Raw genomic sequence first — 22,897 nt, 5'->3', positions numbered from 1 at the left:
TAATTGTGTGCAAGTAAATTGTTGGCTGATAATTTGCCCACAACCTATACTGGGTGGAATGAACCAAGACAGCAGCCTCGCCCTCGATAACCAGCTCTGCTTCTCCCTCTACCGCTCCAGCCGGGCCGTCACCCGCGCCTACCAGCAGCACCTGGGGGAGTTGGGGCTCACCTACCCCCAGTACCTGGTCATGCTGGTCATGTGGGAGAACCCCGACGGCCTCGGTATGAAAGAGCTGGCTGCCCGCCTCGACCTCGATAGTGGCACCCTGACTCCGCTCATCAAACGCCTGATTGACCACGGCCTGCTGACTAAGACCCGTGACGCCCGCGATGAGCGCCGCACCCTGCTCAGCCTCACCCCTGCCGGGCAAGAGATGAGAGGACGTGCGGCGTCCGTCCCCGGGGCCATCTACGCCGCCTGCGCGGTCGAGGGCCTGGACGTCCTGGCCCTCAAAGCCGAACTCGACGCCCTGGCCGAGCACCTGGCCGAAACACCTCCACGGGCAGACGGAACCAAGTAGATTAGGGGTATGGTTCTTGCGCGTTTCAAAGCCCGACCCTTGCTCACCTGCGTCGCTCTGGTCCTCTGCATAGCGGTTGCATCGCTGCTGAGCAATATCACCACAGAAGCCCAGCTCTCGGGTCAAGCTGAGGCCATCACCTATGTGCGTAAAGTGGTGAGTAAGCTCCTCAACTCGGGCACCCTATGGGCAGCCCTGGGGTTCTACGCGGGCTGGCTGTGGTCTGGTAGTAAGGCGCGCCCCGCCCCGCTCTGGGTGCCTGTAGCAGCCGCGGTGGCAGCGTCCTTAGGTGCCCTAGCCGGGCACTACGCCCTGGGGAACCTGCTGGGCATCATGGAAGCCAGCATCTGGATTGAGAACTACCACTGGTTTATTGCTGCCGTCATCATATCGGGGCCCCTGGGCTGGTTGGGCGCTAGGTCCGCGCAGGACGACCGCACAGGGAAGCTCCTGCGCTATCTGGTTCCCGCGGGGGCTGTAGCAGAGCCCCTCGTCACCGGCATGTTCTGGTATCCATCAGGGTTCAGTTTCCCGGTGTCTGAGGTCGCTTCGAGCTATACCGTGGGCTTACTGCTGATGCTTCTGGGTGTGCTGGGACTTTGGGCCGTCTACCGCGCGAATAAGGCGGCCGCGCCCGCCCTAGAAAACCCGCGCCGCCGCTTCTAACACCATCCAGGCTTGAAGCTGGGTCGAAAGATCAACCGGCTGGGCAGGCTTGAGCACCTCAGAAATATGCCGGGTAACATCGGGCGAAAAGAGCGTGACAGCCTCACCGCGGATCTCGGTCGGGTCAATGCCGAGCTCGTTCATGGGCAGGTCAGGGTCGAACTCGCGGCGTCCGTCCCATAAGAGCTCGGCGGTTGCAAGGATGAAATCCCGCGCCTGCTCCCGTACGCCCTGCGGCAGGGCATCGTGAGTGGCAACTTCTGCCAGGTAGCGCGCCAGAATACCGGTGAAGAGCCCGCCGTCCCCACCGCCCTGGGTGGCTAGAACCCGCAGGGTTTCTGCCTCTGACACCTCAAAATCCCGGCCAAACTCCCGGTCAATACCGGCCAAAACCTCGGCAATATGCTCAGCCGGATCAACAGTCAGCAGCTCAGACTTACCGGCATCAAGCACCGCCAGGTAGGCCGCGAGAACCGGCCCCTGGTTATAGGTATAAAGACCGCTCTCCACCGAAGAAATCTCGGCGCGAGCCCCACGCCCGGCCACCTTGACCCCGTCCAGATAGAGGCCGCGCTCGGCATCAAAGAGGTTGGCGTGCAGCCAGTTCAGCAGGGCTGCTGCCTCGTCATACCGGTGGGCCCGTGCGAAAGCCAGGGCAATGGGGGCAGTCGCCGGGGTGTTCTTAAAATCGTGGTCCTTCGACCAGAAGGCACCCCCACCCACCTCAGGGGTGCAGGCAGCTGCCAGCTCCCGGTACAGCCGGGTGGCGGCGTCCTGGGCCGCAGAATCCCCGTTACCCTCCACGGCGAGCGCCAGCCGGTTGAGGCGCTCGCAGGCCAGGGTCAGCCAGGCCATGTCGTCGTAGAAGGAGTTGGGGTAGGAGCCGAGGTTGCGCATCTGGATGCCGCGCAGTACCGCGCGGGCCTGGCGCAGGGACGCTTGTGCCTGGCTCTGCCCGTCGGGTGCGGTGAGCTGGCGGAAGCCTGCATCGACGAGGTTGTCGAGTAGGTGGGCCTGCCACCAGTAGTGCCATTCGCCGCGCCGCTGGCTGCGGCGGCGGGTGTCGGGGTGGAGGGTGCGCCCTAGCAGGGTACCGGGGAGGCCTGCGACCCGGTGCCCGAAGAGCCGCGTGACGGAGTGGGCTGCTGTGCCTGCCCGCTGCCCCAGGGTGTGGCGGTGCTCGGCGGTGAGCGCTGCGAGCTGGTCGGGTGAGTGCTGCAGGTGCTTGGGGTGCATGGCGTTTCTTTCTTTGGCGCGTCGGTGGGCGGTGGCCTGGGCCGGTTTTTAGTCTACCGGCTGGGCGGGTTAGTGCGTCTGCGCCGAATGTACCTCTTATTCCCGAGCGGGTGGGCTTACTCCCGACATTCGGGAAAAGGCGTCACATTCGGTGGCAGGGCGCTTCTGCTAAAGTATGGTGAATGCACACCTCTTCTTCTGCTGGGCGGGTTTCTGCCGTCTGGGTTTATTTATCGTCTGCTGCCCTGTCGATGCTGGGCAATTCTATTGCCGGTATCGTCTGGCCTTGGCTGGTGCTGGAGCGCACCGGCAACCCGGCTGCTGCGGGTATCGTGGCGGCTGCGATTGCAGTGCCTTCACTGGTTTTTGCTTATTTTGGGGGCAATCTGGTCGATAGTCTGGGCCGGAAACCGGTGTCGGTGATTTCGGATATTATTTCGGGCCTGTCGGTGGTGGCCGTGATTGCGGTTGATATGGTCTTTGGGCTGACGCTGAGCTGGTTCATCATCATCGGTATTTTGGGTGCGGTGGGTGATATCCCGGGTATGAGTGCCCGCGCTGCCCTGATGGGTGATGTGGCTGCGACCTCGCGTAAGAAGGTTGCCCAGATTTCTGGCTGGAACCAGGCTTTGAGCGGGGTCAGCTTCCTGGTGGGCCCGGCTGTAGCCGGTGTGCTGATGACGGCCCTGCCCATTGAGCAGGTCCTGTGGATTACGGCCGGTTGCTCCCTGCTTGCTGCTGCCCTGACCGCCTGCTTGCGCCTGCAGAAGGCGGGGGCAGGCGTCCTTACTGAGGGGCAGGACGCCCCCGCCCAACCGGGTGCGGACGGGCAGGTGCCAGCGTCCTCCCCTGAAGCCCCTACCGAAGACCCCCTCAAGGGGCTTGCGGGCTGGAAGAAAGCCCTGGGCTACCCGGTGATTCGTCTGCTGGCTCTGGATTCTTTGCTATCGATGGCCCTGGTGATGCCCTATCTGATGGTGCTTCTGCCCGCCCACTTCCAGGGGATTGACCAGCCGGGGCTGTACGGGGCATCCATGTCTGCCTTTGCCGTGGGCATGATGGTGACCAGTATGGTGGCGGGTAAGATTGTGCCTTTCCCCCGCCGGGCCTGGGTGGTGGGTATGGTCTTCTATACCCTGGCCTTCTTTGGCATGGCCTTGCTCGAAACTTCCTGGCTGGCCATCGTGGGCTTGGGGATTTCCGGCTTGGGCGGGGGTATTATGAACCCCCTGCAGACCCTGCTGGTGATCGAGGGTGTACCCGAGCAGATTCGCGGCCGGTCATTCTCAATCTTTATGGCTATTAGCCAGGTGGCCGGGCCGATTGGCCTGGTGGCGACCTCGGCGGTTTTGGCCTTTGTGACGATATACCAGGTGGCCTGGGTGCTCGCTGGCCTTTGGCTACTGGCGGCTATCTACCTGGTGGTGCGCGGTCTGCAGCTGCTACCGGCCAGGAGTGCTGAGTCAGTAGAAAAGGGTGCCCCTGTACCTGTAGCCGAGTAGCTTCAAAGTCCCGGGCCGAATGTGCCTTGTATTCCCGAGCGGGTGGGCTTACTTCCGACATTCGGGAAAAGGCGTCACATTCGGCAGCTCATTGTTCCCAGGCTGGTGGGGGAGCGCTGGTTGAGGCCAGGGAGAGTAAGAAGTCGTAGCTCTGAGTGTTGGCGGTTTGTTTCCCTTGGGTCTCGTAGCTGTCGATGAGGTGAGAGATTTTTTGTCTGAGTTCTTCGGCCTGCTCAGGGGTGAGGTGTAGCTGGGAGACGAGTAGGGCTGAACCTTTGGCAGGTACCAGTAGAGGTTGGTCTGTGCTGGCGGAATTGAGTGCCAGCTGCCAGGTGCTTTTGGCGTGGTCAAGCTGGGCATTGATGAGTCCCAGGGAGAGGGCTGCGTCCTCAGTAGTTGCTGTTTGGGCGTCGAGAGTGAAGCCTTCGCGGGTGGTGAGCTGCCACACCCTGTCGCGCTTGTCGCGGGCTTGCTCGGGGGCTTCGGTGATAATGCCACCTTTGGCAAGGGCTCTCAGGTGGTAGCTGAGGGCGTTAGGGGGCAGGCCTAATTCCCGGGCTAGGTCTGTGGCGCGGGCGTAGGTAAGCCTAGCTAGGGTGGTGACGATGCGGACGCGGACGGGGTGGGCCAAGGTCCGCATTTGAGTTCGGACGGTGGTGGGTTTGGGGGGTTGCTCCGGTGTTGTCATGGAGTCAGTCTAGGAAATATTGGGTGTTTCCTCAAAAATTATTGCGCAATATATATTGCGCAATAATTCTTGCTTAAGTTAGGGTGTGGCTATGACATCGCATACTTCATCCCTCTGGCGCAACCGCGAGTACCGCCTCTGGTTCAGCGGTGACCTCTTCCTTGACCTGGGCACCAGCATAGGCACCTTCGCTTTCCCTCTGATTACCCTGGCGGTTACCGGCTCACCAACGACAGCCGGAACAGTCGCTCTTTTCCAGGGGCTGGGGCAGATTATGGGAACCCTGCCCGGCGGTGTCCTTGCAGACCGACACGACCGGCGTAGGCTTAGACTTCTTTCCTGTTTCCTAGGTATCTTGGCTCAGATTATTTTCCTTGCCCTCCTGTTGACCGGCACCGCCACCGTTGGCACCCTCAGCGCCTTGGCTCTGGGAGATCGGCTCCGCTCATCTCTGTTGGCAGAAGCCTCTAACGCCATGATTAAAGAGGTGGTGCCCGAAGCAGACCTTCCTCGGGCAATCGCTATTAATCAGGGGAGGGATGCCGCTGTCGGTCTAGGCGGTGGTCCCGCCGGCGGCGCTCTCTTGGCCATCGGTCTCGTCTACCCGCCCTTGGCTCAGCTTCTAGGTCAGATCATCTCTCTAGCTACCACCTGGGCTATGACAGGTAGCTACGCACCGCAGGGTGCTAAGCCTTCTCGATTCTCCGCCCGTAGCGCCCTTAATGATTTCCTAGAAGGGGGTGCCTGGCTACTTCAACGTCGCTTACTTGTCGTTTTGGCCTGCGCTATTTGCCTGCTGAACTTCAGCATTAGCGGGACCCTCATGACCCTCACCCTCAGCTACACCCAAACCGGAACAAGCCCCGTCGCTCTAGGTACTTTGATGGCTACGGTCTCAGCCTCCATGATGGTCGGAGCCCTTTGTGCAGGCTATCTTGTTCAGAAACTCCCCACCGGGCGCGTCCTGATCACCGGTTTCCTAATGTTTACCATCTGTCTGGGACTGCTTCCCTGGCTCCCCGGAATCGGCTGGGTAGCTTTCACGTTAGCTCTCGCCGTCCTCGTCATACCAACCCTCAATGCCGGCCTTTTGGGCTTTTTAACCCTCATTACTCCCAACGACATCTTGGGGCGGGTTCAGTCCCTCATTGGTTTCGTGGCTGTCGGCCTTGCTTCTCTAGCCCCGGCGCTTGCCGGATGGGGCCTGGGCCTAGCTGGCCCTTCCGCTACTGCGATTTTCTTTACGATCACCTGCTTCTGCGCCACCCTCGTGGTAATGAGCAGTCGTGACCTCATAGCACTACCTGCCTCAGAGCAATGGTCTGACTTCGCCCGTAGCAGGAACCTGCTCGACGAGGCCTAGCCTCCGCCCGCTCTGCACCGTCACGGTTTGCCCGGTGAAGGGGTGGGGGAAGGTCAGTGACCTGGCCAGCAGCTGGAGGGGTAGGGCGGGCTCGTCCTCGGCGATGGGCAGGACGACCGGGTAGATCACGTCCCCCACAATCGGCGCCCCTGCCGCCGCTAGGTGCACCCGCAGCTGGTGGGTCTTGCCGGTATGCGGCTCCAAAAGATAGTGGGCCAGGGGTGTTCCCGCAGGCGGCAGGGGCAGGGCCGGGTTGGCTTCAGATACAGCGGGCAGGACGCCGCCTGCCACCTCAAATACCTTCAGGCAGGTAATACGCGACTGGGCATTCAGCCCCTCAAAGGACGCCCCGGAGCGGCGGCGCTCGCGCCGCTCAGCTTTGGTCTCCACCGGCAGGGGGCCGGTGTCACCGGGCAGGAGCTCAACACCGGTATGGGCTACCTGCATAGCCCCGTGCTGGTTATCAATGCGCGAGCGCACCGTCAGGCTCTCACCCACCCCCAGCCCGGCGATAGGGGCCGCGACGGCCTCATAGGTCTTGGTGGGTTCGCGCCGCTGGAACATGGTTTGAAAGGGAGCGCGGGCCTCGGGTGTCTTGGCAAAGAGAACGACCCCGGCGGTTGCCCTGTCCAGGCGGTGAATGGGAATCAGATCGGGGTTGTTCTCCCGCACCCGCAGCTGGGTCAGGGCAGTATGCGCGACAAAGGAGCCGTTGGGGGTGGTGGGCAGGAAATGGGGCTTATCAATGGCCAAAACCCAATCGTCCTCGTAGAGCACCGGCATGTCAAAGGGCACGGGCTTTTCAACCCCCAGTTCCCGGTAGTACCAGATCTTTTGCCCCGTCAAAGGCGCATCGGGGGCAACCGCCTGACCATCAGCATCCTTCACCTCATCGCGCTCAAAGCGGGAGGTGAAGAGGGAACGCTCGTGGGGGTAGAAGCGGGCCACCAGGTAATCCAGCACCGTGCTTGCGCCCAGGGTATCGTCCTCGGGATTGCCCGCGTCGGGTAGCACAAAAGAGACGGCGTCAATCCCGTTGCGCTGGGGCAGGGGCTTGGGGGCAAGGTGACGGTTGATTCGGCGCATGGGCTCTATTATCGCAGGTAGACCCCAAGGCCTGCTTGATAGAGTTGAACTGCCTCTCTCGTGGACTCCACGCGGTACATCCATCCTTAAGAAAAATCTCCGCGAGTGTGAGACCAGAGAGGAGGTAATGGCTGTGGCTAAAAGCAAGGCTAAGAAAAACAGCCCCGACAAGATTGCAGTCAGAATCATCGCTACTGCAATACTCATCGGAGCTGTAGCAAAGCTTTTGGAAGCTATCGAACCGTTCATTCGATAGGTCCTACAGCAAGGGGCGACTCTGGTAGTAAGCGGCTACCGGGGTTGCCCCGCCTTGTTTGCTGTCATCCTTAAGATAAAACCAGTTTATCTGCTTTGTATTGTGCGTCAAGGGTGGCTAAAGGGAACCCACCATCAGCTCCCGCACCACCCGGTAGCTGGCCTCAAAGGCGGGCAGGGGCAGGAACTCGCAGTTGGAGTGGAAGTTGTGCGCTCCCGTGAAGAAGTTGGGGGTGTAGATTCCCCGGGTGGAGAGGTAGGAGCCGTCGGTACCCCCGCGCATGGCCAGGTTGATGGGCTCGATACCCAGCCGGGCAAAGGCTGCACGCAGGCGCTCGGACGCCACAGCGTTGGCACTGGTTTTGGCGTCCTCAAGGTTGCTGTAGATATCTGAGATATCCAGCGTGACGGACGCCCGCGGGTTGGCTTCTGCCGTCCGCTCAGCTAGGTCGCGCAGGAAGTCCTTTTTGGCTTCGTAGCCGGCCCGGTCATGGTCGCGGATGCTGATATCGACGCTAGCGGTGGCCTGGTTGCCCGCTATCCCGTTGACCCAGAGGTAACCCTCACGCCCCTCAGTATGCTCGGGGGTCTGGGCGCGGTCGAGGGCCGCCACAAAGTCGTGGGCCACCAGAATCGGGTTGACCAGGTTGCCCTTGGAGTTCATGGGGTGGGCGGTCACGCCCTCAACGTGCAGACGGGCATGCCCGGCATTGAAGGTAGCCTCGACCAGCTCACCCAGTTCGCAGCAGTCCAGGGTGTAGGCATAATCCACGGGGAAGCGCGCCAGGTCCATGGTGCGCACACCCAGCAGGCCGATTTCTTCATCCGGCACAAAGGAGAGGTAGATATCGGGATGGGCGGACGCACCCGACCCGCTTCCCTGCCCCTGGGCACCTGCCTGCCCGGCGGCGTCCGCGTCCGCAGCTAAGAGACGCACGGCAGCTTCCATGACCGAGGCGACCCCGGCCTTGTCGTCCGCTCCCAGCACACTGGTGCCGTCGGTGACGATGATGCGCTGGCCCGTGTAGCGGGTGATCTCGGGGTGCTCGGCCTCGCGCAGCCAGATATCGAGGTCAGGGTTGAGGCAGATGTCCCCGCCGGTGTAGTCAATGATGCGGGCGTGTACATCGGGGGAGAGGTTCACATCGACCGTATCGAGGTGGGTGCAGAAACCGATAGCGGGGGCTTCGGTGCCCGCGGGCAGGGTGGAGGGAATGTGGGCGGTCAGCACGCAGGTGTCGCTCAGGTGCACGTTGTGGGCACCGGCTGCCGTGAGTTCGTCCTTGAGCAGGCGGGCCAGCTCCCACTGCCCCTGGCTGGTGGGCACGACCGACGCTGAGGCGTCCGACTGGCTAGAAATCACCGAGTAGCGCAGAAAGCGGGCAGCTAGCGCTTCTTGTAGGGCGGTATCGGGGGCGTAGGTGGGGGTGAATGTGGTGGTGCTCATGGTGAGTAGTTTACTCCCGCCTGCCCAGGAACCTAGCCCAGTAGCTCCTGGCAGCCGGGGCAGCGGAAGCTAATGCGATCGGTATCTTCCTCGCGGGCGTACAGGTGATTCGCTGCGTAGCGGTCGGCACCGGTTCCGGTTTCTGAAAGGTCTTCCTTGACGATGGTTTCCCCGCAGCGGTAGCAGGGGCGCTGGGCACGCCCGTAGCACCAGAACGGCTCGGCGCTGGTGCGGGTGACCCGGTGCGGACGCCCGCGGTTAGCATCCAAGAGCAGGCGGGCTATCGAGACCACGGCAGCGAGGTCAGGTACGGCCCCCACCGGGGTGCGCGGGTCAAGACCGGCAAGAAAGCAGGTTTCAGCCCGGTAGATGGTGCCGATACCGGCTAGGTTCTTCTGGTCGAGCAGGGCTACCCCTAGGGGGCGCTCCGGTCGGGCAGCTAGATTAGCTACCGCTTGCTCAACCGACCAGTCGGGGCCAAGCAAGTCGGGGCCCAGGTAGGATAGGCGGTCAGCTTCCTGGCTGGTGGGGAAAACTTCTAGTAGACCCAGGGTAAAGCCCACGGCCTCTACCGGGTGGCTACCGGCAAGTACCTGCCCGTCGCTATCAAGCCTTGCATTAGCCTGAATCAGAGCCCGCACCTGATCCGCGGGGCGCCGCCACTTTTCCCGCGAACCGTTCGCGTCCAGCCCGTAGAGGTGCCAGATGCCGTCCATCTTGAGGTGAGAGTGCACGGTCATCTCACCGATACGCAGCAGAATATGCTTCCCCCGAGCGAGGGCCCCGTGAATGGGCTGGCCCGCCAGATTGATGTCGGCAACCTGGGGGTAACGGAAGTCTGTAGTGTGGGCTGTTCTGCCGGCAAGCGCGCGGTGGAGCGAGCGGGCTTGCCGCCATACGGTATCGCCTTCAGGCACTGCTAAGCACCCCTCCGTGTTATCAAAATGTGACCTGTCTAATATGACCTATCTATGACGCCCTGCGCGCCCCTCTGCTCACAGTGTAGACCAGAATTACCACAAAACTTGCGTGCCACCTGCTGAAAGGGTGTATAGTCGTTTCACGTCATGCTTCACCGTTGAAGTTTATGGCCCAGCACTAACTTAATACAAAGGGCAGGCTCATGCGATGTTGCTAGAGTAGGCCCTGACTCCTTAGGCGGTCTCCCAGCCGCCTGTCCCCTAGATGGAGGTCAGAACAATGAATCTGCTCTTTACCGCACTCATGGTTGTTATGGTCATGATGCTTGTGATGTCTCTCGGTGCTTTCTACGTGCACCTTACCCGCAGCGTCCGCGCCTTCCGCGCTGGCTACGAGGGCGTGGAGTACAACCTCACTGCCTAATCGACGAGAGACCGCTAGCTACCCAGAACCTCCCTTGCCCCACGCAAGGGAGGTTCTGCTGTTTTTAGGAATAGTCCTTCCGCATGCGCAGGCCGCGCGGGGTGGCGTAGAAACCTGCGGCCAGCAGGGCCCGGCGCAGGGTGAGGACGGGGTGCTCGCCGCCTTCTACCGCTGCGTCCGGCTGGTCGGGGGTAGGTGGTAGCGGCTCAGGGGAGCTGAGCACGTCCACCCCGCCTGCGGTTTCGATGACGATTTTGCCGGCTACTCCGGCGCGTACCAGCTGGCCGATCAGGGGTGCGGACGCCTCCACCCGGTCGGTTCGGTCGGTAAAGGGCAGCAGGGTCTTGCCACCGCGTTCCAGATAGAGGGTCAGCTCCCCGTCAACCAGGATGACGACGGCCCCGGCCTTACGCCCTGGCTTGTGCTTGATGGGGGTGCGGTTACTGTCCCAGGCCACGGGGGTGGGCCAGGGCAGGGCAGCCCCGTAGGGGTTGGCCGGGTCGGTGGCAGCGAGCAGGGTGACCGAGTGACGGGCACGGCGCACCGGGGTGTAGGCGGACGCACCGGGTGCGGCGTCCTGCCCCTCGTTCTCTGCGGCGGTGGCGTCGTCCGCTGCCCGGAGCCTATCAACGGTGGAGGAGGTCGAGAACTGGGCGGCGCCCAGGCCCTCTATGAAGTAGCCGCGGCGGGCCAGGCCCTTTTCTTCGGCGGTAGACAGTACCCGGTAGACCCCGGCGAACCCGCCGGGGGTGTCCTCGACGGCCACGGCCCCGCGGGTGAGGACCCCGTAACGGTCCATGAGCAGTTCGGCGCGGGCAGCAGCTGCCACGGTGGTATCGAGTGGCTCGGCCTCGATGCGGGCCCAGCGTCCGCCATCGATAGGGGCGACCTGGGCAGATACTGCCGGGGCCCGGCCTACGCCCACTCCCAGACGGGAAGCAGAGAGGCGGGAGGCCCCGCGGCGCATTCCCACGGAGCGGGCCCGGGGGACGGGGGCAGCCACCTTGTGGGCCGAAGCCCCGCCCGAGATCAGGGCCCGTACCGGGGCGAAGGTATCGCCGGTGACCAGCCCGGCCCAGACTAGGTTCCAGAGGGCGGTTGAAATCTCCTGGGCACTTGGGGACGTATTTCCTAGTGAGGTAGCCAGGGCGGCGAGCTGGGTCTGAATCTGGCTGAAGAAGAGCCCGCCGGTTAGCAGCTCGTAGATGGTGTTTTCGAGGGCGCCCAGGGCTGCGAGCGCCTCGGCTCGTTCTACCGCATCGGGCAGGGTCAGGGCCGCGCTCTCACCCAGGTGTAGAGCGACCCAGCCGTCGTCCCCGGCGAGCTGGCCGGCGCCCGTCCAGATGACGTCCCCGGCGCTCATGGCTGAGTCGAGCAGGGCGGGGGTGTAGTCGCTGATGCGGGCCTTGAGAATCAGAGGTTCGAGGGCAGAGGCGGGCACCCGCACCCCGGCGAGCTGGTCGATCACGGTGAGTAGGCCGTCGTAGCCGCTGAGCATGGCGTTTTCGTCGCGGCGGACGCTGATGGACTGGGCCGGTGCCCCGAAGGTGCCGGGGGCGGCGGTGGTTTCGGTGACCTGCCAGGAGCCCACGTGCTGCCAGGGCGGCAGGAAACGGGCGTATGTGCCGGGGGTAACGGGTTCGACGTCGGCGCGCAGGGCTGCCAGGGAGCGGGAGCGCAGGGTGCGCAGGACGGCGGCGTCCACCCACTCAGTTCCGGCTAGGTAGGCGGGGTCGGTGGAGCCTGTACGGGCTGCGGCCAGCTCGGCGCGGAGCTCTTCGGGTAGGAACTCACCGGAGATCACCCGCCGGTCTGCTGCCAGGGTGCGCAGGGCGGTATCGACCACCGAGACACCCAACCCGAGGGCCTCAGCAGCCTGGGCAGCGGTAAAGGGGGCGTGGGTGCGGGCGTAGCGGGCCACTAGGTCAACCAGGGGAGCCTCGACCGGCTCCAGGAAGGCCAGGGGGACCCCAATCGGCAGAGGTACGCCCAGGGCGTCGCGCAGGCGGGCGGCGTCCTCAATGGCGGCATAGAGTTCCCGCCCGTGCAGGCGGAAGCGCAGGGCACGACCGGCTTTCACCAGGGCCTCAAGGTGGTCGGTGGCTTCGGCTTCGGTCAGGACGCGCTCGCCCGGCTGACCTGCCTCGGCCTCGGCAGCCGGGGCGTTGGCGTCCTGCCCGGCGTCCTCACCGGAGCCTGTCCCCGCGTTTGCCCCCGCGTCCCCACCGGTGCCCTGGTCCAGGAGCACCCGCAGGCGCTGGGCAGCCTCGGCAGCGGTGAGCGGGCCGAGCAGGCGCAGCAGGTCGGCGGCTCCCTCCACCCCGCGCAGGCGGTAGCCCGTCGCGGTGCGCTGGAGTCGAGCCTCGGTGGAACGGATGACCTCAACATCGAGCAGTTCGCGCAGCTCGTCCTTGCCGAGTAGCTCAGCTAGCAGGGCAGGGTCCAGGGCCAGGGCAGCGGCGCGGCGCTCGGCTAAGGGGGAGTCCCCGTCGTAGAGGAACTGGGCCACATAGCCAAAGAGCAGGGTGCGGGCGAAGGGGGAGGGGGTTTCGGTTTCCACCTCGCTGATGCGTACCTTTTTGGCCTCGAGGTCCTTGTGCAGGGCGGTGAGAGCCGGTAGGTCGTAGACGTCCTGCAGGCACTCGCGGGCGGTCTCTAGCAGCAGGGGGAAGGTGGGGTACTTGCGGGCCACATCCAGGAGCTGGGCGGAGCGCTGGCGCTGCTGCCACAGGGGAGTGCGGCGGCCCGGGTCCTTGCGGGGCAGTAGCAGGGCGCGGGCGGCGTTCTCGCGGAAGCGGGAGGCAAAGAGGGCAGAGTTACCCACCCGCTCGGTCACGATGTCTTCGAGTTCGGCCGGGTCAAAGATGAAGAGGTCAGCCCCGGGCGGTTCGGCCTCCATGGCGGGGATGCGCAGCACGATGCCGTCGTCAGCGGCCATAGCTGAGGCATTGACCCCGTAGCGTTCCTCAGCCCGGGCGCCGACGGCCAGAGCCCAGGGGGAGTGCACGGGCATACCCAGGGGGGAATGCAGAATCAGACGCCAATCCCCCAGCTCATCGCGGAATCGCTCGACCAGCAGGTGCTTCTCGCTGGGCACCTGGCCGGTCGCCTCTGCCTGCTCCGCCACGTAGGCCAGCAGGTTATCGGCGGCCCACTGATCCAGGCCAAGGCCGCGCAGGCGGGCATGGGCGGCACCGGCGTCCTTACTGTTCTCAAGGGCCAGCTCCCGGGTAAAAGCCCCCAGAGCCCGCCCCAAATCGACGGGACGGCCCGGCGAATCCCCGTGCCAGAAGGGCAGGCGCCCGGGGATGCCGGGGGCAGGGGTCACCGTCACCCGGTCGTGGGAGATATCCTCAATCCGCCAGGACGAGGCACCCAGGGCAATGACGTCCCCGGCCCGGGACTCATAGACCATCTCCTCATCCAGCTCACCCACCCGCTTAGGGGCCTTGGAATCCTCAGCCCCTGCAATGAAGACCGGGAAGAGGCCACGGTCAGGAATCGTACCGCCGGAGGTTACCGCCAGACGCTGGGCCCCGGGGCGGCCCTCAATCGTCCCGGCGTCCCGGTCCCAGACAATACGGGGGCGCAACTCGGCAAACTCGTCCGAGGGGTACTTACCGGCCAGCAGATCCAGGGTCGCCTCAAAGGCCGCCCGGGGCAGGGTAGCAAAAGGGGCTGTTGCCCGCAGGGCCTCGAACCAGGCCTCCACACTGATGGGCCCCAGGGCGCATGCCGCCACGGTCTGCTGGGCCAAAATATCCAGGGGATTAGCGGGAATAGCCAGGGGCTCAATCTGCCCGGCCAGCATACGCTGCACGGTCACTGTGGCGTTTAGCAGATCGCCCCGGTGCTTGGGGTAGAGGTAGCCGCGTGACACCTCTCCCACCTGATGGCCAGCTCGCCCCACCCGCTGCAGGCCAGAAGCCACCGAGTGCGGGGCCTCCACCTGAATCACCAGATCCACATGACCCATATCAATACCCAGTTCCAGGGAGCTGGTTGCCACCACACACCGCAGCTGCCCCGACTTCAGGGCCTCCTCAATCAGGGTGCGCTGATCCTTGGACACCGACCCGTGGTGGGCCCGCGCCAGCACCGGTGGCGCCCCGGCAGCCGTCGCCGAGCCCCCCATCACCTGGGCAGGGGGCTGGGTGGAAAGGGGTGAGGACGCACCCGCCCCCGGCAGCCGTTCATCGTCAGCTTCCAGCCGGGCGGGGGCGTCCTTGGCTAGAGCCTCAGCCAGCACATCGGCCAGGGCCTTCGGCTCCCCGCCGGCGGAAGCGTAGGTGCGGGCACCGGTGGAGGCGCTCGCGGTCACCTCACCCAGCTCCCCGCGAGCCTCTAGACGGCCCAGATAAATCTCGTTGAGGCGGGCCGTTAACTTCTCAGCCAGCCCGCGCGAGTTAGCAAAGACAATGGTGGAGCGGTTAGCCTCCACCAGGTCCACAATACGCTCTTCCACGTGCGGCCAAATGGAGGCCTGGTAGCCGTTAAGGTTCGGGGTTTCGCCCCCGGCGCCGGAGCCCGGGGTGGACGCCGCCACCTGCACCTCCTCGATGGTGAGGGCAGGCTGGGTTCGGGTCTGTGCCTGGGGAGCGGACTCTGTTTCCTCACCGGGGAAAACGCCCACAGCGTCCCACAGGGCCTGCTCGGCACTTGCCTGCGCAGTGCTTGCCTGCGCAGTGCTTGCTTGCGCAGCGCCTGACTGCTCACCGCCCACCCGACTACCGGGTGTGCGCGCAGGCAGGGGCTGGTCAAAGTAGTCAGAGGAAGGCTCGTCTGGCTGGGAGCCCAGGGCAGGGCCCGCCACCGGGCGGATACCCAGGGCCTCGGCCACGGTTACCCCCTGAGGCAGGGACTCCGCCAGCCGCACAGAGACTTCCGGCCGGGTGCCAGCGTCCGCCAGGGTATCGGCCTGCACGGCCCTGTCGTCGAAAGCGCGGTCCTCGAACTCGGTGGCGTCCAGGGAGCGAATCTGGGAGCGGGTACGCTCGGTGAGCTTATCCAGGTAGGCGCCCGACCCGGCGGGTGCTGGGGCTGGCCGGGGGCTACTGCCCTGCTTGAAGGAGTTATCCCCCTCGCCGTAGGCGTTGGGGCCGCCCAGGGCCGTCATATCGGGCACCGGTACCGAAAGGGTCAGCTCCCACTCCTTGGCCGAGGGCGGCCGCACAATCTGCACCGGCACACTGCCACCCAAAAAGCGGGCGACGGTCTCAACCGGCTCCACGGTCGCCGACAGCCCCACGCGCTGGGCCGGGGTCTCAAGAAGCTGGTCCAGACGCTCAAGAGTTACTGCCAGGTGAGCGCCACGCTTGGTACCGGCAACCGCGTGCACTTCATCGATAATGACCGTGTGCACCTTGGTCAGGGTTGAGCGGGCCTTAGAGGTCAGCATCAAAAAGAGGGATTCAGGGGTGGTAATCAGAATATCCGGTGGATTAGAAATCAGCTGGCGGCGCTCCTTAGCCGGGGTATCACCGCTGCGCACACCCACCCGCACCTGCGGCGGCTCTACCCCCAGCTGCCGGGCGGTCTGGGCAATACCGATCAGGGGCGCGCGCAGGTTGCGCTCAACGTCCACACCCAGGGCCTTGAGGGGGGAAATATAGAGGACGCGGGTGCCCCCGCCCTCGTGATTCTCAAAGTGAAGGCGGTCAAGCGCCCACAGAAAGGCCGAGAGGGTTTTACCCGACCCGGTCGGTGCCACAATCAGGGCATGGTGACCAGCCGAAATCGCCTCCCAAGCACCCGCCTGGGCAGCCGTGGGCGCAGAAAAAGCCCCCTCAAACCAGCGGCGGGTGGGGGCCGAGAAAAAGCTCAGGGCACGGGAGGTAACGGGTTCTGCCATAGCCCCCATTATCCCCTTAAAAAATGAGCCGGGCGTATCGGCCAGCCTAGCGAGACTAATCGATACGCCCGGGGTTCAGCGTGAGGACGCTGGGCGCACTGTTTTAGGGGGTGGCCCCCACAGCGCCCACCGACAGCTGGGCGACGGCAGGGTTAGAGCAGGCCTCTGCTGCAAAGTTCAGCACCAGGGCCTGGGAGGAACCGGGAGCTTGAATCGAGTAACCGGCCGCGGAAACGCTCTGGCAGGTGTCCCCGTAGAGCTGGGCGCGGGTTTCGCGCAGGGTAGCTGTCAGGGAGCTACCCGGGGCAATCACGCCACCCGAGGACGACCACTCGGTAGCGTTCGCAGCTGCTGCACCTACCTGCTGACCAGCAGCATTGACATAGTGCACAGCGGGGTAGCCGCTCATGGTGCAGTTGGTGCTGCCGGTGTTGTTGAATGTCAGAGTGATATAACGAGAGCCAGCTGCACCACCACCTTCAGCAACAGCTGCTTCGATGTAAAGCTGGTCGTAGTCGCAGACCGCTACACCGGCAGCCGAGCTAGCGAGCTGTCTACCTGTGACCGCCGGAGCAGGCGCGCTGGCGGTTGGCTCTACGGTAACGACAGTGCCGGTAGGCACCGGTTCAGGGGTTGCAGAGACGCTTGGGGTCGGTTCAACCTCTTGCACGGTTGGCTGAGGTGTTGTGACCGATGGAGAAGGAGAAGCGCTGGTGGGTGCTGGGCTGCCGGTGGGGGACGCCGGGGCCGATGCCGCCGCTACAGATGAGCTGCTGGGGGTGCTCTCAGCAGTGGTAGTGCCGGTGGTGGCACTACCACACGCCGTGAGAACGGTTAGCAGACCTAGAGCTGCGAGGGGGAGAAGGGGGGTGCGTATCTTCATGCAGCCTACATTCCGGGCTGCAGGGTGACGTGTGCCCCGTCCATTCCCTCGGTGTATTCGGTCTGGCAGCTCAGGCGGGAGCATTCGTTGGCGATATCGTCAATCATGTCGAGCAGGTCTTCTTCTGCTTCTTCGCGGGGCAGGGTTGCCTCGATGTGCTCGGGGTCGATGAAGGCATGGCAGGTGGCGCAAGAGGCGTTGCCACCGCAGGTAGCCAGTACCGGGAAGCCCGCGGCAAGGACGGCCTCAAGCATAGTCTGGTGGGGTTCCCAGGTGACGTCCTTGGTGGTGCCGTTCTCGTCGGTGACCGTGATGTTTACGCTCATGTGTTCTCCTGTGCTGGGGGGGGGGGGCAGCTCTGAGGCTGCTGGTCTTGGTTCTGTCCCTATTTTATGGGTGGCGGGCCATCTAACCCCGCTTTTTGTGGTTAAAACTACGATGAGCGGACGCCTGCCGCTAGCTCCGTGACAGGATGTTAGGCTGAGCGATGGGCGGGTGCAGATAACAAAAAACCGGCCTCCCAAAGGAGACCGGTTTGATATGTGGTGCGCCCGAAGGGATTCGAACCCCCAACCTTCTGATCCGTAGTCAGATGCTCTATCCGTTGAGCTACAGGCGCATCATGCGTTGACCGGCTGTGTCAGCCCGTCGCGGCAACAGGTAATACATTACGCAGGTTTGCTCCGGTGTGCAAATCGAAAATGGGTGACCCTGCTCTCAAAAAAGCTAAAGATGGGGGTGAAAACCGCGTAAACACGCGGAAAAATAGGGGGTGAAGAAAGTTGAAAAAACTTACTAGGGCGCCCTGGGTGTTGGTCAGGCCACATTCTTATGGGTCTGTAACGAAATATTTACATACCAATGAGGACAAACCGGGTTGAGCTATGTACCCTGGAAACACACGATGAAGTGAAAGTGCACCGCACGACGCGTTTATTCATTGATATGGGTGGCGCGTTTTTCTGTTTCTATCGGCCTGTAGGCAGGTAGTTAGGGGAGCGGCGCATACTTACCTGAGGCACAGTGGAGTGTTTCAGGTCAACGATTTATAAGGGGAAGCGTCAGATGACTGACATTTCAATCGACAACGTAACCGCACAGGCACCCACCACTCACGCAGAACTGCTGCAGTGGGTTGCTGATATTGCCCAGATGACTCAGCCTGAGCGTATCTACTGGGCCGATGGTTCGCAGGAAGAATACGACCGTCTGGCCGGCGAACTGGTTGAGGCCGGTACCTTCCGTAAGCTCAGTGACCATGAGTTTCCAAACTCTTACGTTGCCTTCTCTGACCCCGACGATGTAGCTCGTGTGGAAGAGCGTACCTTTATTTGTTCAGCGACCGAAGAGGGCGCTGGCCCTACCAACAACTGGCGTGACCCTGCCGAAATGAAGGGCACTCTGACCGAGCTCTTCACAGGTTCGATGCGGGGCCGCACCATGTACGTCATTCCTTTCGTCATGGGCTCACTGGACGCCACCAACCCCAAGTTCGGTGTTGAAATCACCGACTCTGCTTACGTCGTCACGTCTATGCGCATCATGGCAACCATCGGTTCTGATGTGCTGAAGAAGATGACCGAAACCGAGGCCTTCTTCGTCAAGGCCCTGCATTCTGTCGGTGCGCCTCTCGCCGATGGGCAGGCGGACGTCCCCTGGCCCTGCAACCCCGAAAAGTACATTGTGCAGTTTCCCGAGGATCGTGAAATCTGGTCCTTCGGTTCCGGCTACGGTGGTAACGCTCTGCTGGGTAAGAAGTGCTACGCCCTGCGTATTGCTTCAGCCATCGGTCATGACGAAGGCTGGATGGCCGAGCACATGCTGGTGCTTAAGATGACCAACCCCGAAGGTGAGAGCAAGTACATCTCGGCAGCCTTCCCTTCAGCGTGTGGCAAGACCAACTTTGCCATGATGGACCCCACCATTGACGGCTGGAAGGCCGAAATGGTTGGCGACGACATTGCCTGGATCGAATTCCGTGACGGCAAGCCCTTCGTCGTCAACCCCGAGGCAGGCCTCTTCGGCGTAGCCCCGGGTACCGGCTGGTCCACCAACCCCAACGCCATGCGCGCCATTGCCAAGGGCAACACCATCTTCACCAACGTGGCCCTCACCGACGATAACTCTGTCTGGTGGGAGGGTAAGACCGACGAGGTGCCCGAGCACCTGATTGACTGGCAGGGTAATGACTGGACGCCTGAATCTGGCCGTCCTGCTGCCCACCCCAACTCGCGTTTCTGCACCCCTATTTCCCAGGCAGACATGCTGGCTGAAGAGTACTACGCACCGGACGGTGTGCCCCTCTCCGCCATCATCTTCGGTGGCCGCCGCAAGACCACCGTGCCCCTGGTGGCTGAGGCTTCCAGCTGGGAGCAGGGTGTCTTCCGTGGCGTAACCCTCTCATCCGAGACCACCGCTGCCGCCAAGGGTGCTGTGGGTGTGGTCCGCCGCGACCCCATGGCTATGCTGCCCTTCATCGGCTACAACGCCGGTGACTACATCCAGCACTGGATTGACCTGGGCAAGAAGCACGGCGAAGAGAACATGCCCAAGATTTACTACGTCAACTGGTTCCGCCGCACCCCCGACGGTGGCTTCGCCTGGCCCGGCTTTGGCGAGAACTCCCGCGTGGTCAAGTGGATCTTCGACCGACTGGATGGCAAGGCTGGCGGCCAAGAAACCTTCCTCGGCGTGGTGCCCGGCAAGAGCGACCTCGACCTCACCGGCCTCGATATCAGCGATACCGAACTCACCGCTGCCCTGGCTGTCGACAAGGACGAGTGGGCCCAGGAACTGCCCGGAATCGACGAATGGCTGGCCTTCCTCGGCGACAAGGTACCCGCTGAAATTCACGCCCAGCGCGATGCCCTAGCCGCTGAACTGAACTAGGGCGCGTGCCCCCGCAGGCTGCGGCGGGCGTCCTTGCAACCGAAAGTAAAATGGCGACACGGTTAAGGAGGTGACCTGTATAAAAACTTTTTATACAGGTCACCTCCTTAACCTCATGGGCGTAGTAGGACGACCCCAAAGAGTGGACGTAAAGCCGACTTAATATTCTGTAGAATGCTTAAGAATGGCTGAATACTGTGTACTCTTGCTGTGCTTCCCCCACAAGCTCATCGGCTAGCCACCGACCTACCACAGAGCTTCGTGCACGGCGTCATGGGTATATCACTCGCATGTTGGAAGGAAAGAACAGAGTGGGAAATCTGCTGAGTGTCAAGAACCTCACCAAGAACCACGAGCACCTTCGCGCACTTAAAGGCGTGAATTTAGAGGTAGCTGCCGGTGAGATCGTAGGTCTTCTCGGCGAAAACGGTGCAGGAAAGTCAACCTTCCTGTCAATTCTGGGTGGCTGGGATCGCCCCGGTGGTGGCACGATCACTCTAGACGGTGAAAAGTACGCCCCCCACACCCCCGAAGAAGCTCTTGAAGCCGGTGTTGGTTCAATCCGCCAGAAATTCAAGGTGGATCCCGAACTTACCGTCGCTCAGGCGATTTTCCGCTCCACCGAGCACGCTGGTGAAGAGGAAGAAGCTCAGGTTGCCCGTGCCCAGGAACTCATTTCAGAAATTGGCCTGGCAGTAGACCCCCGCGCTAAGATGGGCGATTTGGTCCGTGCTGAGCAGGCCTTGGTCGAAGTTGTGCGTATGGAAGCCGAGAACACCCGTCTGGTGCTCATGGACGAAGTCGCTGCAACCTTCAACGACTACGAAATTTACCAGCTCCACGAGGTGACCCGTAAGCTGGCCGCCGAAGGTCGCGCGGTTATTTACATAACCCACCACATCGACGAGATCCGGTCCCTGGCAAACCGCGCTGTCATCCTTTCTGAGGGTACCATCAATACCGAGATTAACCCCGGTACGATGACTGCCGAAGAAATTGCCTTTAAGATGTTCAACCGTGAAATCGAGATGGGTGGACGCCCTGACGAGTTCGCGGGCGAGGACGCCAAGCTGGTGATCGAGAACCTGACGAGCGCCAAGGGCTCTCTCAACAACGTCAGCTTCTCCGTAGACCGCGGTGAGATTTTTGGTCTGACCGGCCTGCGACGCTCAGGTATCAACGAGGTCGCAGCGGCTCTGGTGGGCGTGGACGAGACCGCCAAGTTTGGCACCCTCAAGATTAACGGCGAGGACGCCACTATCGGCTCCCCCGAGGAATCGGTTGCCCACGGTATTGGCTATCTGTCAGATAATGACGATGAGCTGGGCCTGGCCAACGAACGCTCCATCGCTAAGACCCTGATGGAAAACGCCGGCCTCAAGGAAAGCCCCGAAGGCTTCTTGCACGAGGTATCTGCCCTACGTGAGGTAGCTGAGCAGATTCAGAAGCTGCGCATCAAGACCACCAATATTCAGGGTGAAGTCGGTAAGCTCTCGGGTGGTGACCAGCAGAAGGTCGCCCTGGCCCGCTGGATGACCACCGACTGCGAGATTCTGATTCTCAACCACCCCACCCGCGGCATCGACGTGAGCGCTAAGAGCGAGATTTACAAGATGCTGACCGAACTCACCGAAAAGGGTACCTCTATTATCCTGATTGGGTCAGACATGTCTGAGCTCATCGGCCTCTGCAACCGCATCGCTGTGATGCGCTCCGGCGAACTTGTCTCAATCCAGCAGAACAAGGCCGCGACCGAAGACACCCTCATGGGCGAGGCCCTGGGCGAAGACCTGGTCTAGCCGCCCACCGGCGTCCTAACGCTACAAAGAACCCCGGCAAGGTAATCTGCCGGGGTTCTTGAGCTATCAGGCTTGAGAGACTGCCTCTACCTGCGACTTACAGGGAGATGCGGCCTGAGATGGCGTTCAGCTTGTGACGAGCCAGAGCCAGGTTAGCGGTGTTACGGTCGAGCACCAGGTAGACGAAGAGGCCTGAGGTCTCTGAAGCGTTCAGCACGTTAATCAGGTGGTACTGGGAAGACAGGGTAATCATGATGTCTTCGATGTTGCCGTTCAGACCCAGGTCGTTCATGGTCTTGAGCTTGGCACGTACTACGTTGGAGTTACCAGCGGCAGCAACAGTCAGGTCGAAACCGGGTGAACCGCCGGAGGCAAGAGCCATACCGGAGGAGATATCAACGAGAGCTGCACCGGTTGCGCCTTCAATGGACAGGAGTTCCTGGATGGAGGTATCAAGCTGTGACAAGATAATTCCTTATGTCTAGTTCTGCACAGGCCCGCTACGGGGGAGCGGCAGGTGAAGAGACGGTGGGTGCGGTCAGCCTAGCCCTTGTCTTCAGCTGGTGTGTGATGACTGGGTGCGTGCCCGCGAGTGTTTACAGTATCAATACTACTCTCACAGGGGCTCGAACTGCTACAAGTGACTGGACAGGTGTGCCGTGTGAAGCTCCTTGCACCTAAGTGCACTTGCAACCGGTATCTGCTGACGCTGGAGTAATGGTGTGACAGCAGTGATGAGACCGAAGGTTGAATCGTGAACCTTTTTAGCGGTACCGTGAAAGAAAGCTTTATCTGCCCGCCGATGAATTAAGGAGTTGGCCCGTGCGTCTTACCGCATTTTCTGACGTGTCACTGCGCGTCCTAATGCTGCTTTCGGGCCTAGAGGGGGAGCAGATCTCTACCCAGAAAATTGCAGAGGGGGTCGGCACTCCCTACAACCATGTAGCTAAGTCGGTGGCCTTTTTGGCCAACCTGGGGCTGGTGGAATCCACCCGCGGGCGTACCGGTGGTGTTCGCCTGTCAGAAGCTGGCGCCCGAGCCACCGTGGGGCAGGTGCTCCGTGCCTCGGAAGGGGATATCCCCATGGTGGAGTGTGAAGGCGGGGCTAATGACTGCCCCATGCGTCATGCCTGTTCCCTGAAAAAAATTCTGGCTAACGCCCGCGAAGAATTTTTCAAAGTGCTTGATCCCGTTGTTATTTCTGAACTGCCCAACGAGAAGCAGATGGGGCCGGTTTTCCTGGAACTGGGTCTTGGCCCCCTGGCCCAGACGAAAAAGTTGCCCCAGGCGTCCTTTGCCTCATAAGCCGTTTCATCGCCGCTTCCGTACTTCGAGCACGGAGGCGGTTCTTTTTCTCCCAAAACT

The 22,897-nt window shown here is 62.3% G+C and carries 18 protein-coding genes and 1 tRNA gene; 9 read left to right on the top strand and 10 right to left on the bottom strand.

What is annotated here, in order from left to right; translation table 11 throughout:
• The first annotated feature begins 58 nt into the window (after positions 1-58).
• Both ACED88_RS07020 and ACED88_RS07015 read left to right on the top strand, forming a co-directional pair.
• Positions 59-523 (top strand): MarR family winged helix-turn-helix transcriptional regulator, encoded by a 465-nt coding sequence (locus ACED88_RS07020; RefSeq protein ID WP_449109157.1) that lies wholly within the window; start codon positions 59-61, stop codon positions 521-523.
• A gap of 9 nt (positions 524-532) precedes the next feature.
• Entirely contained in the window at positions 533-1,189 is a 657-nt protein-coding gene (locus tag ACED88_RS07015; RefSeq protein WP_449109156.1) for a hypothetical protein, read from the top strand.
• On the opposite strand, the gene ACED88_RS07010 is transcribed toward ACED88_RS07015, so the two are convergent.
• The gene (locus tag ACED88_RS07010; RefSeq protein ID WP_449109155.1) at positions 1,163-2,425 is read right to left on the bottom strand and encodes a glycoside hydrolase family 76 protein; all 1,263 of its coding nucleotides are present in this window, start codon (positions 2,423-2,425) and stop codon (positions 1,163-1,165) included. The genes ACED88_RS07015 and ACED88_RS07010 overlap by 27 nt on opposite strands.
• Before the next feature lie 182 nt (positions 2,426-2,607).
• On the opposite strand from ACED88_RS07010, the gene ACED88_RS07005 reads away from it, so the two are divergent.
• Positions 2,608-3,927, top strand: a complete 1,320-nt coding sequence (locus ACED88_RS07005; protein ID WP_449109154.1) for an MFS transporter — start codon at positions 2,608-2,610, stop codon at positions 3,925-3,927.
• A gap of 88 nt (positions 3,928-4,015) precedes the next feature.
• Here the strand turns inward: ACED88_RS07005 and ACED88_RS07000 are convergent, their stop codons facing one another.
• A complete protein-coding gene (locus ACED88_RS07000; RefSeq protein ID WP_449109153.1) occupies positions 4,016-4,558 on the bottom strand; it encodes a helix-turn-helix domain-containing protein in 543 nt (180 codons plus the stop codon).
• 148 nt (positions 4,559-4,706) lie between these two features.
• Between ACED88_RS07000 and ACED88_RS06995 the strand changes: the two genes are divergently transcribed.
• Positions 4,707-5,978 carry an MFS transporter gene (locus ACED88_RS06995; RefSeq protein WP_449109152.1) on the top strand — a complete coding sequence of 424 codons (1,272 nt, stop codon included), beginning with the start codon at positions 4,707-4,709 and terminating at the stop codon, positions 5,976-5,978.
• On the opposite strand, the gene ACED88_RS06990 is transcribed toward ACED88_RS06995, so the two are convergent.
• The gene (locus tag ACED88_RS06990) at positions 5,925-7,064 is read right to left on the bottom strand and encodes a pseudouridine synthase (protein WP_449109151.1); all 1,140 of its coding nucleotides are present in this window, start codon (positions 7,062-7,064) and stop codon (positions 5,925-5,927) included. The genes ACED88_RS06995 and ACED88_RS06990 overlap by 54 nt on opposite strands.
• Between ACED88_RS06990 and ACED88_RS06985 the strand changes: the two genes are divergently transcribed.
• The gene (locus tag ACED88_RS06985; RefSeq protein WP_449109150.1) at positions 7,063-7,320 is read left to right on the top strand and encodes a hypothetical protein; all 258 of its coding nucleotides are present in this window, start codon (positions 7,063-7,065) and stop codon (positions 7,318-7,320) included. The two genes, ACED88_RS06990 and ACED88_RS06985, sit on opposite strands and share 2 nt — an antisense overlap.
• A gap of 117 nt (positions 7,321-7,437) precedes the next feature.
• Here the strand turns inward: ACED88_RS06985 and ACED88_RS06980 are convergent, their stop codons facing one another.
• Complete coding sequence (locus ACED88_RS06980; protein ID WP_449109149.1) at positions 7,438-8,766, bottom strand: peptidase T; 1,329 nt, start codon at positions 8,764-8,766, stop codon at positions 7,438-7,440.
• A 32-nt stretch (positions 8,767-8,798) separates the two neighbouring features.
• Positions 8,799-9,683, bottom strand: coding sequence for a DNA-formamidopyrimidine glycosylase family protein (locus ACED88_RS06975; protein ID WP_449109148.1), 885 nt, complete (start codon positions 9,681-9,683; stop codon positions 8,799-8,801).
• A gap of 283 nt (positions 9,684-9,966) precedes the next feature.
• Between ACED88_RS06975 and ACED88_RS06970 the strand changes: the two genes are divergently transcribed.
• Positions 9,967-10,110 (top strand): hypothetical protein, encoded by a 144-nt coding sequence (locus ACED88_RS06970; protein ID WP_167752381.1) that lies wholly within the window; start codon positions 9,967-9,969, stop codon positions 10,108-10,110.
• Positions 10,111-10,174: 64 nt separating this feature from the next.
• On the opposite strand, the gene ACED88_RS06965 is transcribed toward ACED88_RS06970, so the two are convergent.
• The 4 genes from ACED88_RS06965 to ACED88_RS06950 all read right to left on the bottom strand — a co-directional run bounded on the left by ACED88_RS06965 (position 10,175) and on the right by ACED88_RS06950 (position 17,463).
• The gene (locus ACED88_RS06965; protein ID WP_449109147.1) at positions 10,175-15,961 is read right to left on the bottom strand and encodes a DEAD/DEAH box helicase; all 5,787 of its coding nucleotides are present in this window, start codon (positions 15,959-15,961) and stop codon (positions 10,175-10,177) included.
• Positions 15,962-16,064: 103 nt separating this feature from the next.
• Positions 16,065-16,844 carry a DUF4232 domain-containing protein gene (locus tag ACED88_RS06960; protein ID WP_449109146.1) on the bottom strand — a complete coding sequence of 260 codons (780 nt, stop codon included), beginning with the start codon at positions 16,842-16,844 and terminating at the stop codon, positions 16,065-16,067.
• A 5-nt stretch (positions 16,845-16,849) separates the two neighbouring features.
• A complete protein-coding gene (locus ACED88_RS06955; protein WP_185173557.1) occupies positions 16,850-17,170 on the bottom strand; it encodes a 2Fe-2S iron-sulfur cluster-binding protein in 321 nt (106 codons plus the stop codon).
• Positions 17,171-17,387: 217 nt separating this feature from the next.
• A tRNA-Arg gene (locus ACED88_RS06950) sits at positions 17,388-17,463 on the bottom strand.
• Positions 17,464-17,909: 446 nt separating this feature from the next.
• Here ACED88_RS06950 and ACED88_RS06945 point away from each other — a divergent pair.
• Positions 17,910-19,733 carry a phosphoenolpyruvate carboxykinase (GTP) gene (locus ACED88_RS06945; protein WP_449109145.1) on the top strand — a complete coding sequence of 608 codons (1,824 nt, stop codon included), beginning with the start codon at positions 17,910-17,912 and terminating at the stop codon, positions 19,731-19,733.
• Positions 19,734-20,110: 377 nt separating this feature from the next.
• Positions 20,111-21,532, top strand: coding sequence for a sugar ABC transporter ATP-binding protein (locus ACED88_RS06940; RefSeq protein ID WP_449109144.1), 1,422 nt, complete (start codon positions 20,111-20,113; stop codon positions 21,530-21,532).
• Between the two features lie 97 nt (positions 21,533-21,629).
• Here ACED88_RS06940 and ACED88_RS06935 read toward each other — a convergent pair whose 3' ends face one another.
• Positions 21,630-21,998: a hypothetical protein gene (locus ACED88_RS06935; protein WP_135013333.1), complete on the bottom strand. Its 369-nt coding sequence runs from the start codon at positions 21,996-21,998 to the stop codon at positions 21,630-21,632.
• 356 nt (positions 21,999-22,354) lie between these two features.
• On the opposite strand from ACED88_RS06935, the gene ACED88_RS06930 reads away from it, so the two are divergent.
• Positions 22,355-22,837 (top strand): RrF2 family transcriptional regulator, encoded by a 483-nt coding sequence (locus tag ACED88_RS06930; protein WP_449107729.1) that lies wholly within the window; start codon positions 22,355-22,357, stop codon positions 22,835-22,837.
• Positions 22,838-22,897: the final 60 nt, after the last annotated feature.

The organism is Rothia sp. 11273D007AR (genome assembly GCF_053547255.1).
Note: the sequence above shows the minus strand (reverse complement) of the source record. Positions and strands in the feature narration are given on the sequence as shown.

Coding starts and splice junctions, on each gene's coding strand:
- ACED88_RS07020 (WP_449109157.1), top strand. CDS start 59: ATGAACCAAGACAGCAGCCTCGCCCTCGATAACCAGCTCTGCTTCTCC.
- ACED88_RS07015 (WP_449109156.1), top strand. CDS start 533: ATGGTTCTTGCGCGTTTCAAAGCCCGACCCTTGCTCACCTGCGTCGCT.
- ACED88_RS07010 (WP_449109155.1), bottom strand. CDS start 2,425: ATGCACCCCAAGCACCTGCAGCACTCACCCGACCAGCTCGCAGCGCTC.
- ACED88_RS07005 (WP_449109154.1), top strand. CDS start 2,608: ATGCACACCTCTTCTTCTGCTGGGCGGGTTTCTGCCGTCTGGGTTTAT.
- ACED88_RS06995 (WP_449109152.1), top strand. CDS start 4,707: ATGACATCGCATACTTCATCCCTCTGGCGCAACCGCGAGTACCGCCTC.
- ACED88_RS06985 (WP_449109150.1), top strand. CDS start 7,063: ATGGGCTCTATTATCGCAGGTAGACCCCAAGGCCTGCTTGATAGAGTT.
- ACED88_RS06990 (WP_449109151.1), bottom strand. CDS start 7,064: ATGCGCCGAATCAACCGTCACCTTGCCCCCAAGCCCCTGCCCCAGCGC.
- ACED88_RS06980 (WP_449109149.1), bottom strand. CDS start 8,766: ATGAGCACCACCACATTCACCCCCACCTACGCCCCCGATACCGCCCTA.
- ACED88_RS06970 (WP_167752381.1), top strand. CDS start 9,967: ATGAATCTGCTCTTTACCGCACTCATGGTTGTTATGGTCATGATGCTT.
- ACED88_RS06965 (WP_449109147.1), bottom strand. CDS start 15,961: ATGGCAGAACCCGTTACCTCCCGTGCCCTGAGCTTTTTCTCGGCCCCC.
- ACED88_RS06960 (WP_449109146.1), bottom strand. CDS start 16,844: ATGAAGATACGCACCCCCCTTCTCCCCCTCGCAGCTCTAGGTCTGCTA.
- ACED88_RS06955 (WP_185173557.1), bottom strand. CDS start 17,170: ATGAGCGTAAACATCACGGTCACCGACGAGAACGGCACCACCAAGGAC.
- ACED88_RS06945 (WP_449109145.1), top strand. CDS start 17,910: ATGACTGACATTTCAATCGACAACGTAACCGCACAGGCACCCACCACT.